The organism is Streptococcus mitis (assembly GCF_009496205.1).
In the GTDB taxonomy this organism is placed as follows: domain Bacteria; phylum Bacillota; class Bacilli; order Lactobacillales; family Streptococcaceae; genus Streptococcus; species Streptococcus mitis_BN.
The window spans coordinates 1-14349 of sequence record NZ_WIJO01000016.1 but is presented as its reverse complement, the minus strand read 5'-3'; the positions used below and the strand labels follow the sequence as shown (position 1 = coordinate 14349).

Sequence of the window (14349 nt, the reverse complement as noted above, 5' to 3'; positions counted from 1 at the left end):
ATGATAAAAGAGTCTTCAGGGCAGGGTGTGATTCCCGACCGGCGGTAAATTTGACTAGCTATTTTAGCTTTCTCGTTGTTGTCTTGTCTCGATATACTTTAAGTATTATCTTCGACTGCGACGCCTAGATAAATCTAAAATATCTTAGCCAAATAAGTCCGCGAGCGCAAGCTGATGTGGTGAGATTCCACAACCGACAGTATAGTCTGGATGGGAGAAGACGAAAGAATAGCTTTGTCTGTTCTGATGGATTTATAGCTAGATTGTAACCGCTTGCTTTAGTTTGCTTTGATAAAGTGAGAGGGAACTTTTGGGATATAAAAAGTGAGAATAGATAGAGGAATCCTTTCCAACTTCTTCTGATTTTATAGAAAATTGGAGGAACCTGTTATGACAAACACACGTCGACTTTCGACCATTGCGATCTTATCAGCCATCTCATTTGTGCTGATGTACTTTGACTTTCCGCTTTTACCAGCGGCATCCTTCCTCAAGATCGAATTTAGTATCTTGCCAGTCCTTGTGGGTCTGGTGGTCATGGATTTGCCTGCTGCTCTAGGAATCCTCTTGCTTCGCTCACTCTTGAAATTGCTTCTTAACAGCCAAGGAGTGAATACTTACATTGGTTTGCCGATGAATATCGTGGCTTTGGGAGTTTTTGTCATCGTATTTGCTTTGATTTGGAAAAAGGAACGGACAACCCTTCGTTTCCTACTAGGCTCTCTAGCTGGAACTATTGGCTTGACCGTAGCTATGTTGGTTCTCAACTATGTTTACGCTGTTCCTTTGTACGCTAAGTTTGCTAACTTTGATATTGGAAAAATTTTGGGACTTTCCAACTACCTAATGACCATGGTATTACCTTTTAACTTGATTGAGGGTATTATCTTTTCCGTTTCATTCTGGTTGTTGTATGTTCTCTTGAAACCAACCTTAAAACATTATGAAAGATAAACAAACATTTTTAATGAAGGGCAGTTTTGCCCTTTTACTTTTCGTTATTCTTGGCTACATGGTCAAATTTTACCCTGAAACGCTGGTCGGTTTTGACCAACCGATTCAGACTGCCGTTCGAGGAGACTTGCCAGGTTACTTGACTATTCTTTTCCGAGCCATCACACGCTTGATTGATATCCCGGTGATTATCACTTGGGTGGTCATTACAGCTTTTGTCTTTTATCGTAAGAGATGGAAGATAGAAAGTTTCTTCATGCTGGGAAATCTGGCTTTGGCAGGTCTTTTAATCCTGACCTTTAAAAATATCTACCAGCGCCCACGCCCAGCTATCTTACATCTGGTAGAGGAGAAAGGATTTTCCTTCCCAAGCGGCCATTCTCTGGCAGTGACGCTGATGGTGGGCACTCTGATTGTCATTCTCAGTCAACGGATGAAAAATCCAGTCTGGAGAAAAATCGTGCAAATCGTCCTTGGCCTCTACCTAGTCAGTGTGCTGGTATCAAGGGTTTATCTAGGAGTTCACTACCCATCAGATGTCCTTGCCAGTCTCTGTGTCGGCTTGGGAGTCTTGTTTATCGAGTTTCCCTTCTATGACAAGCTCCGCTTCCAATGGCGATTTAAAGGCAAGCAGAAGTGAGTATCAAATTCCCTTGAGGAGAAAGAAATGAAAGTCAATATAGCAGATCTTCATCCGACTCAACTATACTTATCAGAAAAGAAGTTGCAAGATATTCAGATGCTTTACCAGTCGGCAGAAACAATCCAAGTCGATCCAATCAGTATTCTTGCCTTTGGAGATTGCTTGTTGATTACAGATGGGCATCACAGGGCTTATCAGGCTTTATTGGCAGGTCGGGATACGATTTCTGCTGAGTGGGATAGAGATGGTGGTGATGAACTATATCATCTCTATGCGCAAGCCTGCGAAGAAAGAAAAATTTACTCTGTTCTGGATTTAAAAAATCATATCTTAGCTCAAGATGAGTATGAAGCAAAATGGTATAACTGGTGTGATGGTTTTAATCAAGCAGCAACTCTTTTGTTGAAAAGGAAAGCAGATGAAACAGACCCTACAAATAGATAATGCACTGCGTCTTGTTCCTTATTATAAGGTCAATCATTGTGAAGAAGCTCTTGCTTGGTATCAGGATGTGAACTTGGTTCACCTCGTAGATGGGGTGAAGCTTCCTTATAGTCAAGAAACTTTGGAAGCCATGTATTCCTATTTGGATCAGCATGGTGAGCTTTTTTGGATTGAAGTCAAGGAGAAGGGTGAATGGTTTCCAATTGGGGATGTTACACTATCTCAGGACAATCTCCCCATTGTGATTGGAAATCCCGCTTACCAACATCGAGGACTTGGAAAAAAGATCCTAAGTACTTTGATTGAATTGGCTCGAATAAAAGGATGGAAAGAATTGAGAGTCAAGGAAATCTACACTTACAATCATGTATCTAGGCGCTGTTTCAAGTCGCTTGGATTTGTGGAAAATGGAGCAACAGAAAAAGGAACGAGTTTTGTATTGAAATTAGTCTAATCTAACTTGTTTTTTAACTCAAAATCTGATAAACTATGTAGTAATTGAATAGAAATCTGCAAGACTAGTAACTCAAGGGAAGTATATCAGGGAGGAGAGCCGTGACTGCAAGCTCTCTATATGAAAGCTGGGTGAATTCACTTGCGCATGGATTTAGAAATGAAGGTCTGACTTGTCAGATGAAAACGGATGGTACCGCGTGTCAACGCTCCGAGTGGAGTTTTTGGCATGTGGTTTTCTTTTTATCTACGAGCGACTGATGGAGGAATTATGTCAACTATTGAAGAACAATTAAAAGCGCTTCGTGAAGAAACGCTGGCTAGCTTGAAGCAGATTACTGCTGAAAATAAAAAAGAGATGCAAGATTTGCGTGTCTCTGTCCTTGGTAAAAAGGGATCGCTCACTGAAATCCTCAAAGGGATGAAAGATGTCTCTGCTGAGATGCGTCCGATTATCGGGAAACATGTCAATGAAGCGCGTGATGTCTTGACAGCAGCTTTTGAAGAAACTGCTAAGCTTTTGGAAGAAAAGAAAGTTGCAGCTCAATTAGCAAGTGAGAGTATCGATGTGACCCTTCCAGGTCGTCCAGTTGCGACTGGTCACCGCCACGTCCTCACACAAACCAGTGAAGAAATCGAAGATATCTTCATCGGTATGGGTTACCAAGTCGTGGATGGTTTTGAAGTGGAGCAAGACTACTATAACTTTGAGCGTATGAACCTTCCCAAAGACCACCCAGCTCGCGATATGCAGGATACTTTCTATATCACTGAAGAAATCTTGCTCCGTACCCACACGTCTCCAGTTCAGGCGCGTGCTATGGATGCCCATGATTTTTCTAAAGGTCCTTTGAAGATGATCTCGCCAGGGCGTGTGTTCCGTCGTGACACAGACGATGCGACTCACAGTCACCAGTTCCACCAAATCGAAGGCTTGGTTGTTGGGAAGAACATTTCTATGGCAGATCTTCAAGGAACCCTGCAGTTGATTGTCCAAAAAATGTTCGGTGAAGAGCGTCAAATCCGTCTGCGTCCATCCTACTTCCCATTCACAGAGCCATCTGTTGAGGTGGATGTTTCTTGCTTCAAGTGTGGTGGAGAAGGCTGTAACGTATGTAAGAAAACAGGTTGGATCGAAATTATGGGGGCCGGTATGGTTCACCCACGTGTCCTTGAAATGAGTGGTATCGATGCGACAGTTTACTCTGGATTTGCCTTTGGTCTTGGTCAAGAGCGTGTAGCTATGCTCCGTTACGGAATCAACGATATCCGTGGATTCTACCAAGGAGATGTCCGCTTCTCAGAACAGTTTAAATAATGATTAGAAAAGTAGAAAAGGCAGATGTTGAGGTGTTGGCTAAAATTGCCAAACAAACCTTTCGTGAAACATTTGCTCATGATAATACGGAAGAGCAGTTACAGGAATACTTTGAAGAGGCTTATAGTCTGAAAACTTTATCAACTGAGTTGGAAAATCCTGACTCCGAAACCTATTTCATTATGCATGAAGAGGAGATAGCTGGTTTTCTCAAAGTCAACTGGGGAAGTGCTCAGACTGAGAGAGAATTAGAGGATGCTTTTGAAATTCAACGCCTCTATGTGCTACAAAAATTCCAAGGATTTGAATTCGGTAAGCGACTGTTTGAATTCGCTCTTGAACTTGCCGAAAAAAATGGTTTTTCCTGGGCTTGGCTAGGTGTTTGGGAGCATAATACAAAAGCTCAAGCGTTTTATAATCGATATGGTTTTGAAAAATTTAGCCAACATCATTTTATGGTTGGTCAAAAAATAGATACGGATTGGTTACTGAGAAAGAAATTAAGGTAAGAAGATGATTCTTCTATTGAAATGATAGGAAAGGAAAAGAACTAGAGTGACAACTGTCATTCTGGAAAACTAAATTATGCTTGTATCTTATAAATGGTTAAAAGAATTGGTGGACATTGATGTGCCATCACAAGAGTTGGCTGAAAAAATGTCAACTACAGGGATCGAGGTAGAAGGTGTGGAATCACCTGCTGCTGGTCTCTCAAAAATTGTCGTCGGTGAGGTCTTGTCTTGTGAAGATGTGCCAGAAACTCACCTCCATGTTTGTCAGGTTAACGTTGGCGAAGAAGAAGCCCGTCAAATCGTCTGTGGTGCACCGAATGTGCGTGCTGGTATCAAGGTTATGGTGGCTCTTCCAGGAGCTCGCATCGCTGACAATTACAAGATCAAAAAAGGGAAAATCCGCGGTCTTGAGTCACTTGGGATGATCTGTTCACTTGGTGAACTGGGAATTTCTGACTCAGTTGTACCTAAGGAATTCGCAGATGGCATCCAAATCTTGCCAGAAAATGCCGTTCCTGGTGAGGAAGTCTTCTCATATCTAGACTTGGATGATGAAATCATCGAACTTTCAATCACCCCCAACCGTGCGGACGCTCTTTCTATGCGTGGAGTGGCTCATGAAGTGGCAGCCATCTATGACAAGGCAGTCAACTTTAAAGAATTTACTCTTTCAGAAACTGACCAAGCTGCAGCAGATGCTCTTTCTGTGGGCATTGAGACAGACAAGGCACCTTACTATGCAGCCCGCATCTTGGACAATGTGACCATTGCACCAAGTCCACAGTGGTTGCAAAACCTTCTCATGAACGAAGGAATTCGTCCAATCAATAACGTAGTGGACGTGACCAACTACATCCTTCTCTACTTTGGTCAACCAATGCACGCCTTTGACTTGGATGCCTTTGAAGGGAGTGACATCCGTGTACGTGAAGCGCGTGCTGGTGAAAAATTAGTGACTTTAGATGGTGAAGAACGTGATTTGGACGTGAATGACCTAGTCATCACTGTCGCAGACAAGCCAGTAGCTCTTGCAGGTGTTATGGGTGGTCAAGCAACAGAAATCTCTGAAAAATCTAGTCGTGTTGTCCTTGAAGCTGCAGTCTTCAACGGAAAATCAATCCGCAAAACTAGCGGACGTCTCAACCTTCGTTCTGAGTCATCTTCTCGCTTTGAAAAAGGGATTAATGTGGCAACTGTTAACGAAGCCCTTGATGCGGCGGCTAGCATGATTGCAGAACTTGCAGGTGCGACGGTGCGTAAAGGTATCGTTTCAGCGGGTGAGCTTGATACCTCTGATGTGGAAGTTTCTTCAACTCTTGCTGATGTTAACCGTGTCCTTGGTACAGAACTTTCTTACGCGGATGTAGAAGACGTCTTCCGTCGTCTTGGCTTTGGCCTTTCTGGAAATGCAGATAGCTTTACAGTCAGCGTCCCACGTCGCCGTTGGGATATCACCATCGAAGCGGACCTCTTTGAAGAAATTGCTCGTATCTATGGATATGATCGCTTGCCAACCAGCCTTCCAAAAGACGATGGTACAGCAGGTGAATTGACTGCGACACAAAAACTTCGCCGCCAAGTTCGTACGATCGCTGAAGGAGCAGGTTTGACAGAAATCATCACCTACGCTCTAACAACTCCTGAAAAAGCAGTTGAGTTTACGGCTCAACCAAGTAACCTTACGGAACTTATGTGGCCAATGACAGTGGACCGTTCTGTCCTCCGTCAAAATATGATTTCTGGTATCCTTGATACGGTGGCTTATAACGTAGCTCGTAAGAATAAAAACTTGGCCCTTTACGAGATTGGGAAAGTCTTTGAACAAACAGGTAATCCAAAAGAAGAACTTCCAAATGAAATCAACAGTTTTGCCTTTGCCTTGACAGGTTTGGTTGCTGAAAAAGATTTCCAAACAGCAGCAGTTCCAGTTGATTTCTTCTATGCCAAGGGAATCCTTGAAGCCCTCTTTGCTCGTTTGGGCCTCCAAGTAACCTATACGGCAACATCTGAAATCGCTAGCCTTCATCCAGGTCGTACAGCTGTGATTTCACTCGGCGACCAAGTTCTTGGTTTTCTTGGCCAAGTGCATCCAGTCACTGCTAAGGCCTACGATATTCCAGAAACGTATGTGGCTGAGCTCAACCTTTCAGCCATCGAAGCTGCCCTTAAACCAGCTACTCCATTTGTGGAAATCACAAAATTCCCAGCAGTTAGCCGTGACGTTGCCCTCCTTCTCAAGGCAGAAGTCACTCACCAAGAAGTTGTGGACGCGATCCAAGCTGCCGGCGTGAAACGTTTGACAGATATCAAACTCTTTGACGTCTTCTCAGGTGAGAAATTGGGACTTGGTATGAAGTCAATGGCTTATAGCTTGACTTTCCAAAATCCAGAAGATAGCTTAACGGATGAAGAAGTCGCACGCTACATGGAAAAAATCCAAGCGTCTCTTGAAGAAAAAGTCAATGCAGAAGTGCGTTAACTTATCAATCCATCCTTCGGGGTGGATTTTTGCTTTTCAAATAACAATTCAGGATCAAAAATAGACAGTTGAGGAACAGAGAAGATAAATTGGAGTTTACCAGTGTATAATGTACTCATAACTCAAAGTACTCTAAGATTTTTTACTAAAATGAGGATGATAAAAATGGACAGAAATCATTGTAAATGCTATCAAAAAGGAGTATAATGAGTGCAAGACATTTCGGAGGTGAAAGATGCTAGAAGTAAGAAGTCTAGAGAAAAGTTTTGGACCTAAGCAAGTTTTGTTTGGTATTGACTTTCAAGCGCGACCAGGTCGTATTTTGGGATTAGTCGGGAAAAATGGTGCTGGGAAGACAACGATTTTCCACAGTATTTTGAAGTTTTTAGAATATCAAGGAGAAATTAGTCTGGATGGTCAGGATATTCGTCAAGAGACCTATGCTCGGATTGGCTATCTGCCTGAAGAACGTAGTCTCATGCCTAAATTGACAGTCCTTGAACAAGTTCGCTATTTGGCGACTCTAAAAGGCATGGATGCCAAGGAGGTCAAGGAAAAACTCCCTCAATGGATGAAGAGGTTGGAAGTGAAAGGGAAGCTGACTGATAAAATCAAGAGTCTGTCAAAAGGAAATCAGCAGAAGATTCAGCTCATTATTACTCTGATTCATGAACCAGACTTGATTATCTTGGATGAGCCTTTCAGTGGCTTGGACCCAGTTAATACTGAATTGCTCAAGCAAGTCATTTTTCAGGAAAAAGAGCGTGGAGCAACCATTATCTTTTCTGATCATGTCATGACCAACGTAGAGGAGCTTTGTGACGATATTCTCATGATTCGAGATGGCCGTGTGGTCTTGCATGGACCAGTTCAGGATGTCCGAAATCAATACGGGAAAACGCGTCTTTTTGTTTCAAGTGAACGAAGCAAGGAAGAATTGGAAAACCTTCCTCATGTCAAACAGGTGAGCTTGACCAAACAAGGCAGTTGGAAATTGATTTTAGATGATGAGAGCGCTGGAAGGGAACTCTTCCCAATCTTGACTCAAGGGCAATATATCGCAACCTTTGACCAACAAGCGCCAACAATTGATGAAATCTTTAAACTAGAATCAGGGGTGGAAGTATGAGAAATATGTGGGTTGTAATGAAGGAAACCTATCTTCGACATGTCAAATCGTGGAGTTTCTTCTTTATGGTGATTTCGCCGTTCCTCTTTTTAGCCTTATCTGTAGGAATCGGCTATCTCCAAGGGTCTTCTATGGCCAAGAATAGTAAGATAGCAGTAGTAACAACTGTGCCATCTGTGGAAGATGGGCTCAAGAGTACCAATGGTATCAACTTTGATTATCAGGATGAAGCCAGTGCCCAAGCTGCTATCAAGGATGAAAAAATCAAGGGTTATCTAACGATTGATCAAGAGGACAGCGTCTTCAAGGCCGTCTATCATGGTGAAACCTCTCTTGAAACAGGCATCAAGCTAGCAGTAACCAATAAACTCAATGAGCTTCAAGCTCAACTCAATCGCTCGGCTGCTAATTTGTCCCAAGAGCAGGAAAAGCGCCTGAGTCAAACCGTTGACTTTACGGAGAAGATTGATGAATCCAAGGAAAACAAAAAAATTGTTCAAACCATTGCGGCCGCAGGGCTTGGTTTCTTCCTTTATATGATTTTGATTACCTATGCTAGTGTCACTGCCCAGGAAGTGGCTAGCGAGAAAGGAACCAAAATTATGGAGGTGGTCTTCTCTAGTATCCGAGCTAGTCATTATTTCTACGCTCGCATGCTGGCTCTGCTTCTTGTGATTTTGACCCATATTGGCATTTACGTCGTGGGTGGACTTGCTGCCATTCTTCTCTTTAAGGACCTACCAATCTTGGCACAATCTGGTATTTTAAACCATATAGGAGAGGCTTTCTCGCTCAACACCTTATTGTTTGTCTTGGTTAGCCTCTTTATGTACGTTGTTTTAGCAGCCTTCCTAGGTTCTATGGTTTCTCGTCCTGAGGACTCAGGAAAAGCCTTGTCGCCTTTGATGATTTTGATTATAGGTGGTTTTTTTGGAGTTACAGCTCTAGGTGCAGCTGGTGACAATCTCATCTTGAAGATTGGTTCATATATTCCCTTTATTTCGACTTTCTTCATGCCGTTTAGAGCTATTAATGGTTATGCAAATGGGTTAGAAGCTTGGATTTCGCTTGCTATTACGATTGCTTTTGCAGTAACGGCAACAGTCTTTATCGGACGTATGTATGCTAGTCTCGTTCTGCAAACAGATGATTTAGGTCCTTGGAAAACCTTTAAACGTGCCTTATCTTATAAATAGAAGAGCCTCGCGAAAGCGAGGTTTTTTAGAGATAAAAAGAGTGGAATTCAGAAAAATATTTTTCATATCTATTGACTTTTAGGGGTGAAATTTGGTATTATAGTAGGCGGTATTGTTTACCCCATTTGAAAGGCCCCGGAACCTTCCAAATACTTTTCGATGGGAAGGAACACCCATCACCGTAAACAAAAATCGAACTATATATAGGAGAAATCATGAACAAAACAACATTTATGGCTAAACCAGGCCAAGTTGAACGTAAATGGTACGTAGTTGACGCAACTGATGTACCACTTGGACGTCTTTCTGCAGTAGTTGCTAGCGTACTTCGCGGAAAAAACAAACCAACATTTACACCACACACTGATACAGGTGACTTTGTAATTGTTATCAATGCTGAAAAAGTTAAATTGACTGGTAAAAAAGCAACTGATAAAATCTATTACACTCACTCAAACCACCCAGGTGGATTGAAACAAATCTCTGCAGGTGAACTTCGTTCTAAAAATGCAGTACGTTTGATCGAGAAATCAGTTAAAGGTATGCTTCCACACAATACTCTTGGACGCGCTCAAGGTATGAAGTTGAAAGTATTTGTTGGAGCTGAGCACACTCACGCTGCACAACAACCAGAAGTTCTTGACATTTCAGGACTTATCTAAGGAAAGGAACAATAAAGTATGTCACAAGCACAATATGCAGGTACTGGACGTCGTAAAAACGCTGTTGCACGCGTTCGCCTTGTTCCAGGAACTGGTAAAATCACTGTTAACAAAAAAGATGTTGAAGAGTACATCCCACACGCTGACCTTCGTCTTGTAATCAACCAACCATTCGCAGTTACTTCAACTGCAGGTTCATACGACGTTTTCGTTAACGTTGTAGGTGGTGGATACGCTGGTCAATCAGGAGCTATCCGTCACGGTATCGCTCGTGCCCTTCTTCAAGTAGACCCAGACTTCCGCGATTCATTGAAACGCGCAGGACTTCTTACACGTGACTCACGTAAAGTTGAACGTAAGAAACCAGGTCTTAAGAAAGCTCGTAAAGCATCACAATTCTCAAAACGTTAATCAATACGATTATATCAACGTTTCAAAGCACTTTGCAAAGATTTTGCAAAGTGCTTTTTTGTCGATTTTTGAGCTCGAATAGCTTTGTGATAACCTTCTGATAACCTCTTTTAGATTTTAAACATCATGATTTTACTTTGCTTTATTGAGATAATCTGCAAATTTGTCAATAGAGTTTTTCTCACCAGTTTTTGTAGTGTGAGTATAGACATCTAATGTCATCTGACTGCTTGCGTGACCGAGTCGTTTTGATGTATTAGAAGGATCGATTCCAATTTCAGACATAAGTGTTGCATGTGTGTGTCTGAACCCATGTGGGCTAATTGGTTTTAATTTATGCTTTTTAATAATTCGATTCAGTACATTGTTAATGTAGTCAGCATGCAGGGGTTCAATTTTGTCATTGCTTGATATGTAAGAGAACATATATTCGTTACTAATATTCAGCTTTGTAAGAGGCAACTGAGATTGTTCTTTCAGATAGAAATTTCTCCATTGCTTAATGATATCGATTGTCTCATCATCAAGATAGATTGTTCGAACTGAAGATTCATTCTTTGTGCTCTTTTCAATCGCTTTACCGTCAATTCTTCCTAGACTTTTGTCTATGTTCAAGAGATTGCTATCAAAGTCAATATCAGCCCATTTTAAAGCGTATAACTCTCCTTTTCGTAGCCCACTAAATGCAAGCAGTCTAAATAGAGCAAAATATTTAAATGGCTCAGTTTCTTTCACGATATCTAGGAAATGATGTAATTCCTCCAGTGACCAAAAATTATTTGATCTTGTCTTTTTGATTTTAGGCATGATAACATTCTTCATTGGATTTCGATCAATGTAGTTCATATTGATTGCAAAATCAAAAATTTTTGAGGTATAGGATTTTATCTGTTTGATATTTTTGAAAGTCTGAGATTTTTGAGTAATAAAGTTTTGACAGTCTAAAGGACTGATTTGGTCAATAAATTTATCGCCAAATATTGGTAGAATATGTATTCGATAGATATTCTTAGTTTGGGAAGAAGTTGTTTCTTCGACAGTACCCACATAGGCCTTAAACCATTCTTGATAAAGTTCTTTATAAGTGACTTTGGGGTTAGATTTGTCGGTATTTACTATGGGGGCGACGACACCAGCTTCTAAACGAGCTTCGTACAATTTTGCCTCTTTTTTAGTTTTGAATCCTCTTTTTAAGTGTCTTTTTTTCTTTCCATAGGCATCTAAGCCAATGTAGAAGCTAACATAGTATAGGATTCCTTTTTTGGTTTTGTATTTGTGTATAGACATTTTTTCTCCGTATCTAAGTTTTCGGAGCTTATGTAATTGAGAAATGAGTGTCTATCTATTTTTTCTATCTTCTTGGCGGATAGCGTATTCGTCTGTTTTAATCCAGCTCTGCCAAACTTTAGAGTCTTTATTTTGGTGATTCATATAGTCTATAAACTCAGACATAAAATGTTTGTTTTTCTCAGCTAGGTATTCTGAGAATATGTGACGAAATTCATCTGAAAAACTATCATCAAGTGGTAGTGTTAATGACCTTTCTCCAAATTCGATACTTTTCTTTAATTTCTCCATATCGCTTTTAAAAGGTGTCACAGAACCAATTTTAGATGTTTTGAAACTATCTGTAACAATTTTAAGATTTGATGGAGCGTGTGGGTTGCTATCAAGTCCCATAATGTAAGCGACGGAAACATTAAAGTATTTTGCCAATTTTTCAGCATTATCTTTTTTAGGTTTGCGGATTCCTTGATTGTATCCAGAAAGTGTAGGATAGGCTATATTTGTAGCTTCGCTAATTTCTGTCAATTTTTTTCCGCTATTTTCTATCAGTTTAGTAATATGATTCGTCATAAGAACCTCCTTTTTATCATTATAACACATTTTATTCTTTTTGAATAAAAAAGCTTGACAAAAATTCAAAAAGGATATATAATTCAAAATGAATAACAAATTAAATGGTTTCGGAGCTTATTTAATTTAGAAATGAGGTGTGAATTTATGTCGGAAACTACTTTAGTTGTCCAGCTTCCTAAAGAATTAGAGAAGCAATTACGTGCTCACTATGATGAGATGATTTCAAGTGCTGTAGCAAGAGTATTTGAAGATAAAGAACTTTATAAACCTATGGTTCGTATGTCAGGTTTGTCTAGGTGGTTAGATGTATCTACGACAACAATCCAAAAATGGACGAAAGAAGGAATGCCAACCATGGTGATTGATGGAGTGACTTTATACGATAAAAGAGCAGTAACACGATGGTTGAAGCAATATGAAAGATAGGTACTCGTATGAATGGTGTTCAGTGGATCAAGATAACGACAGATATATTTGATGATGAAAAAATTCAGCTAATAGAATCGATGCCAGAAGGAGATACTCTTATTGTAATATGGTTTAAAATTCTGGTGCTTGCAGGAAAGCAAAATAATAGTGGCATATTAAGTCTAGGGAACAAGGTTTATTACACAGAAGAGATGCTTTCAACAGTGTTTAGACGAAAGGCTACATCTGTAAAATTAGCTCTCAGCATGTTTGAAGAATTTGGCATGATAGAAATCATAGATGGCGCTATTACCATTCCAAAATGGGAGAAACATCAGAATATAGATGGACTAGAAAAGATTAGAAAACAAACTAGGGAACGTGTTGCTCGTCATAGACAAAAACAAAAAGCACTAATTACAGGCGAGCCACAACTCGTTTTAGACTGTAACGTTACAGTAACGGATGAAAATGATAATGTAACGCAAGAGATTAAGAACAAGAGTAAGAATAAGAAAGAGATTGAGAATATACTGGATAATAGTTCTAGAAAGCCTGAAACTTATATTCCACCCAAATATTATTCTTTGTTAGAATCCATTTCTTATAAGTACAATGATAGATTTTTGTATCCTAACAATTACACTTTAACACATGCTCAGAAGATGAAGATAGGCGAGTATTTGGCTAGTGGGTATGTAACAAGTGATGAAGTCATTAGCATGATTGAACGGATTCCTGAGGATGCGACGTCTCCTTTGGCGTATTTATTTAAGTCTATGGAGAATTTAAAGCAGGAACGTATGCTGGAGTGCAAAGCTATTGCCCATGAAAATGCCCGAAAGAAGTATATGATAAATGAGTAGATATAGGACTGTTCTAAAGAAATGTTACATCACTGAGGAACAAAATGAAATAGTGAATAACTTGATTGAAATGACAAACCATCTAAGTTTTTCCTCTTATGCCAGAAAAATGTTATTTAAGAGCTCGCCTATTTATCTTCAATTTGATTTTGAATCCTATCATGACTTTATATTTCAAGTTAGAAGAATTATCAATAACTTACGTCAGTTAGAAAGAATAGCAGAACAAAGTGAAGATTTTGATAATGAAAGGATATTTCACTATTGTGTTGAGCTGATGATAGGATATGAAAAGAAGACAAGCAAACAAGTGAAAGAACTTGTGAAACGACTAAATAAGAAAACAAGGTGATAAGAGTATGAGAATAAAATCGGTGTTGAAACAGGTATTTTTGACAGAAAAAGAAAATAAAAAATTAAATGATTGTATGAGGAAGGAAAATATTCGTAATTTTTCTGAGTTTGCTAGACAAAAATTAATACGAACAGATTTGAACATCCAAAAAGTCTCCTTTGAAGGTTTAGTTCCTTTAACAGAAGAGTTGGAACAAGTCGGAAAGAATATCAATTCTATAGCCCGTCTTGCAACTGTAGTTGGGAGAATAAGCTATGAAAATAAAATGGATATGTCTATTATGATGCAAAAAATAGTTGACGTGATGGAGGAAAAAGATGTTTATTTTCAAAAGTAATATGGATAAGGATTTCGATCAGATATGCGAATACATACTGAAATTAAAGCGAGCAGAATTATTTCTTCATGGAATTAAACAACAAGATAAAACGAAGGCTCGTTTGTATCATGCGATGCTGGAATACTACGATGCTAACCATAAAAAAGAAAGACATATGAGAATTTTAAAATAAAGAAACGCTGTTAAAAATTTTGAACTGCACCCCAAAAGTTAGACAGAAAAAATCTAACTTTTGGGGTGTTTTTATTATGAAATTAACTTATGATGATAAAGTTCAGATCTATGAACTTAGAAAACAAGGATATAGCTTAGAGAAGCT

At 39.7% G+C, this 14349-nt stretch carries 18 protein-coding genes, 1 pseudogene and 1 riboswitch; of the genes and pseudogenes, 17 read left to right on the top strand and 2 right to left on the bottom strand.

Features of this window, described 5'->3' with window-relative positions; all coding sequences use genetic code 11:
• Window positions 1-7 precede the first annotated feature (7 nt).
• Window positions 8-226: riboswitch (FMN riboswitch) on the top strand.
• Window positions 227-390: 164 nt separating this feature from the next.
• The 11 genes from GEZ85_RS04090 (at window position 391) to rpsI (ending at window position 10201) form a co-directional block, all read left to right on the top strand.
• Complete coding sequence (locus tag GEZ85_RS04090) at window positions 391-954, top strand: ECF transporter S component (protein WP_020902736.1); 564 nt, start codon at window positions 391-393, stop codon at window positions 952-954.
• Complete coding sequence (locus tag GEZ85_RS04085; protein ID WP_153209591.1) at window positions 944-1594, top strand: phosphatase PAP2 family protein; 651 nt, start codon at window positions 944-946, stop codon at window positions 1592-1594. Before GEZ85_RS04090 ends, GEZ85_RS04085 begins: the two co-directional genes overlap by 11 nt.
• Before the next feature lie 27 nt (window positions 1595-1621).
• On the top strand, window positions 1622-2041 hold the full coding sequence (locus tag GEZ85_RS04080; RefSeq protein ID WP_000867293.1) for a hypothetical protein: 420 nt from the start codon (window positions 1622-1624) through the stop codon (window positions 2039-2041).
• 4 nt (window positions 2042-2045) lie between these two features.
• Window positions 2046-2495 (top strand): GNAT family N-acetyltransferase, encoded by a 450-nt coding sequence (locus GEZ85_RS04075; RefSeq protein WP_025171197.1) that lies wholly within the window; start codon window positions 2046-2048, stop codon window positions 2493-2495.
• Between the two features lie 270 nt (window positions 2496-2765).
• Window positions 2766-3812 (top strand): phenylalanine--tRNA ligase subunit alpha, encoded by a 1047-nt coding sequence (gene pheS / locus GEZ85_RS04070; protein WP_031237702.1) that lies wholly within the window; start codon window positions 2766-2768, stop codon window positions 3810-3812.
• Window positions 3812-4321, top strand: coding sequence for a GNAT family N-acetyltransferase (locus GEZ85_RS04065; protein WP_153209589.1), 510 nt, complete (start codon window positions 3812-3814; stop codon window positions 4319-4321). The genes pheS and GEZ85_RS04065 overlap by 1 nt, the downstream gene beginning before the upstream one ends.
• 76 nt (window positions 4322-4397) lie before the next feature.
• Window positions 4398-6803, top strand: coding sequence for a phenylalanine--tRNA ligase subunit beta (gene pheT / locus GEZ85_RS04060; protein ID WP_153209588.1), 2406 nt, complete (start codon window positions 4398-4400; stop codon window positions 6801-6803).
• A gap of 235 nt (window positions 6804-7038) precedes the next feature.
• The gene (locus GEZ85_RS04055) at window positions 7039-7932 is read left to right on the top strand and encodes an ABC transporter ATP-binding protein (RefSeq protein WP_045612286.1); all 894 of its coding nucleotides are present in this window, start codon (window positions 7039-7041) and stop codon (window positions 7930-7932) included.
• Window positions 7929-9128, top strand: coding sequence for an ABC transporter permease (locus GEZ85_RS04050; RefSeq protein WP_045612285.1), 1200 nt, complete (start codon window positions 7929-7931; stop codon window positions 9126-9128). Before GEZ85_RS04055 ends, GEZ85_RS04050 begins: the two co-directional genes overlap by 4 nt.
• Window positions 9129-9343: 215 nt before the next feature.
• Window positions 9344-9790, top strand: a complete 447-nt coding sequence (rplM, locus tag GEZ85_RS04045; RefSeq protein WP_001044624.1) for a 50S ribosomal protein L13 — start codon at window positions 9344-9346, stop codon at window positions 9788-9790.
• 18 nt (window positions 9791-9808) lie between these two features.
• Complete coding sequence (gene rpsI / locus GEZ85_RS04040) at window positions 9809-10201, top strand: 30S ribosomal protein S9 (RefSeq protein WP_000075964.1); 393 nt, start codon at window positions 9809-9811, stop codon at window positions 10199-10201.
• Between the two features lie 132 nt (window positions 10202-10333).
• On the opposite strand, the gene GEZ85_RS04035 is transcribed toward rpsI, so the two are convergent.
• Together GEZ85_RS04035 and GEZ85_RS04030 are read right to left on the bottom strand one after the other, a co-directional pair.
• Window positions 10334-11488, bottom strand: a complete 1155-nt coding sequence (locus GEZ85_RS04035) for a tyrosine-type recombinase/integrase (RefSeq protein ID WP_150922771.1) — start codon at window positions 11486-11488, stop codon at window positions 10334-10336.
• 51 nt (window positions 11489-11539) lie between these two features.
• The gene (locus tag GEZ85_RS04030; RefSeq protein ID WP_150922772.1) at window positions 11540-12058 is read right to left on the bottom strand and encodes a helix-turn-helix domain-containing protein; all 519 of its coding nucleotides are present in this window, start codon (window positions 12056-12058) and stop codon (window positions 11540-11542) included.
• 147 nt (window positions 12059-12205) lie between these two features.
• Here GEZ85_RS04030 and GEZ85_RS04025 point away from each other — a divergent pair, with 147 nt between their 5' ends.
• The 6 genes and pseudogenes from GEZ85_RS04025 to GEZ85_RS04000 form a co-directional block, all read left to right on the top strand.
• A complete protein-coding gene (locus GEZ85_RS04025; protein WP_153209587.1) occupies window positions 12206-12487 on the top strand; it encodes a DNA-binding protein in 282 nt (93 codons plus the stop codon).
• An 8-nt stretch (window positions 12488-12495) separates the two neighbouring features.
• Window positions 12496-13335, top strand: coding sequence for a phage replisome organizer N-terminal domain-containing protein (locus GEZ85_RS04020; protein WP_001014727.1), 840 nt, complete (start codon window positions 12496-12498; stop codon window positions 13333-13335).
• Window positions 13328-13687, top strand: coding sequence for a transposase (locus GEZ85_RS04015; RefSeq protein WP_153209586.1), 360 nt, complete (start codon window positions 13328-13330; stop codon window positions 13685-13687). The genes GEZ85_RS04020 and GEZ85_RS04015 overlap by 8 nt, the downstream gene beginning before the upstream one ends.
• Before the next feature lie 7 nt (window positions 13688-13694).
• Window positions 13695-14027 carry a hypothetical protein gene (locus GEZ85_RS04010; protein WP_153209585.1) on the top strand — a complete coding sequence of 111 codons (333 nt, stop codon included), beginning with the start codon at window positions 13695-13697 and terminating at the stop codon, window positions 14025-14027.
• On the top strand, window positions 14008-14202 hold the full coding sequence (locus GEZ85_RS04005) for a hypothetical protein (RefSeq protein ID WP_000469564.1): 195 nt from the start codon (window positions 14008-14010) through the stop codon (window positions 14200-14202). The genes GEZ85_RS04010 and GEZ85_RS04005 overlap by 20 nt, the downstream gene beginning before the upstream one ends.
• Before the next feature lie 76 nt (window positions 14203-14278).
• Window positions 14279-14349, top strand: a pseudogene (locus tag GEZ85_RS04000) (transposase); the annotation flags it as partial.

Coding starts and splice junctions, on each gene's coding strand:
- GEZ85_RS04025 (WP_153209587.1), top strand. CDS start 12,206: ATGTCGGAAACTACTTTAGTTGTCCAGCTTCCTAAAGAATTAGAGAAG.
- GEZ85_RS04005 (WP_000469564.1), top strand. CDS start 14,008: ATGTTTATTTTCAAAAGTAATATGGATAAGGATTTCGATCAGATATGC.
- GEZ85_RS04015 (WP_153209586.1), top strand. CDS start 13,328: ATGAGTAGATATAGGACTGTTCTAAAGAAATGTTACATCACTGAGGAA.
- GEZ85_RS04050 (WP_045612285.1), top strand. CDS start 7,929: ATGAGAAATATGTGGGTTGTAATGAAGGAAACCTATCTTCGACATGTC.
- GEZ85_RS04035 (WP_150922771.1), bottom strand. CDS start 11,488: ATGTCTATACACAAATACAAAACCAAAAAAGGAATCCTATACTATGTT.
- GEZ85_RS04085 (WP_153209591.1), top strand. CDS start 944: ATGAAAGATAAACAAACATTTTTAATGAAGGGCAGTTTTGCCCTTTTA.
- GEZ85_RS04055 (WP_045612286.1), top strand. CDS start 7,039: ATGCTAGAAGTAAGAAGTCTAGAGAAAAGTTTTGGACCTAAGCAAGTT.
- pheT (WP_153209588.1), top strand. CDS start 4,398: ATGCTTGTATCTTATAAATGGTTAAAAGAATTGGTGGACATTGATGTG.
- GEZ85_RS04020 (WP_001014727.1), top strand. CDS start 12,496: ATGAATGGTGTTCAGTGGATCAAGATAACGACAGATATATTTGATGAT.
- pheS (WP_031237702.1), top strand. CDS start 2,766: ATGTCAACTATTGAAGAACAATTAAAAGCGCTTCGTGAAGAAACGCTG.
- GEZ85_RS04030 (WP_150922772.1), bottom strand. CDS start 12,058: ATGACGAATCATATTACTAAACTGATAGAAAATAGCGGAAAAAAATTG.
- GEZ85_RS04065 (WP_153209589.1), top strand. CDS start 3,812: ATGATTAGAAAAGTAGAAAAGGCAGATGTTGAGGTGTTGGCTAAAATT.
- GEZ85_RS04010 (WP_153209585.1), top strand. CDS start 13,695: ATGAGAATAAAATCGGTGTTGAAACAGGTATTTTTGACAGAAAAAGAA.
- rpsI (WP_000075964.1), top strand. CDS start 9,809: ATGTCACAAGCACAATATGCAGGTACTGGACGTCGTAAAAACGCTGTT.
- GEZ85_RS04090 (WP_020902736.1), top strand. CDS start 391: ATGACAAACACACGTCGACTTTCGACCATTGCGATCTTATCAGCCATC.
- GEZ85_RS04080 (WP_000867293.1), top strand. CDS start 1,622: ATGAAAGTCAATATAGCAGATCTTCATCCGACTCAACTATACTTATCA.
- rplM (WP_001044624.1), top strand. CDS start 9,344: ATGAACAAAACAACATTTATGGCTAAACCAGGCCAAGTTGAACGTAAA.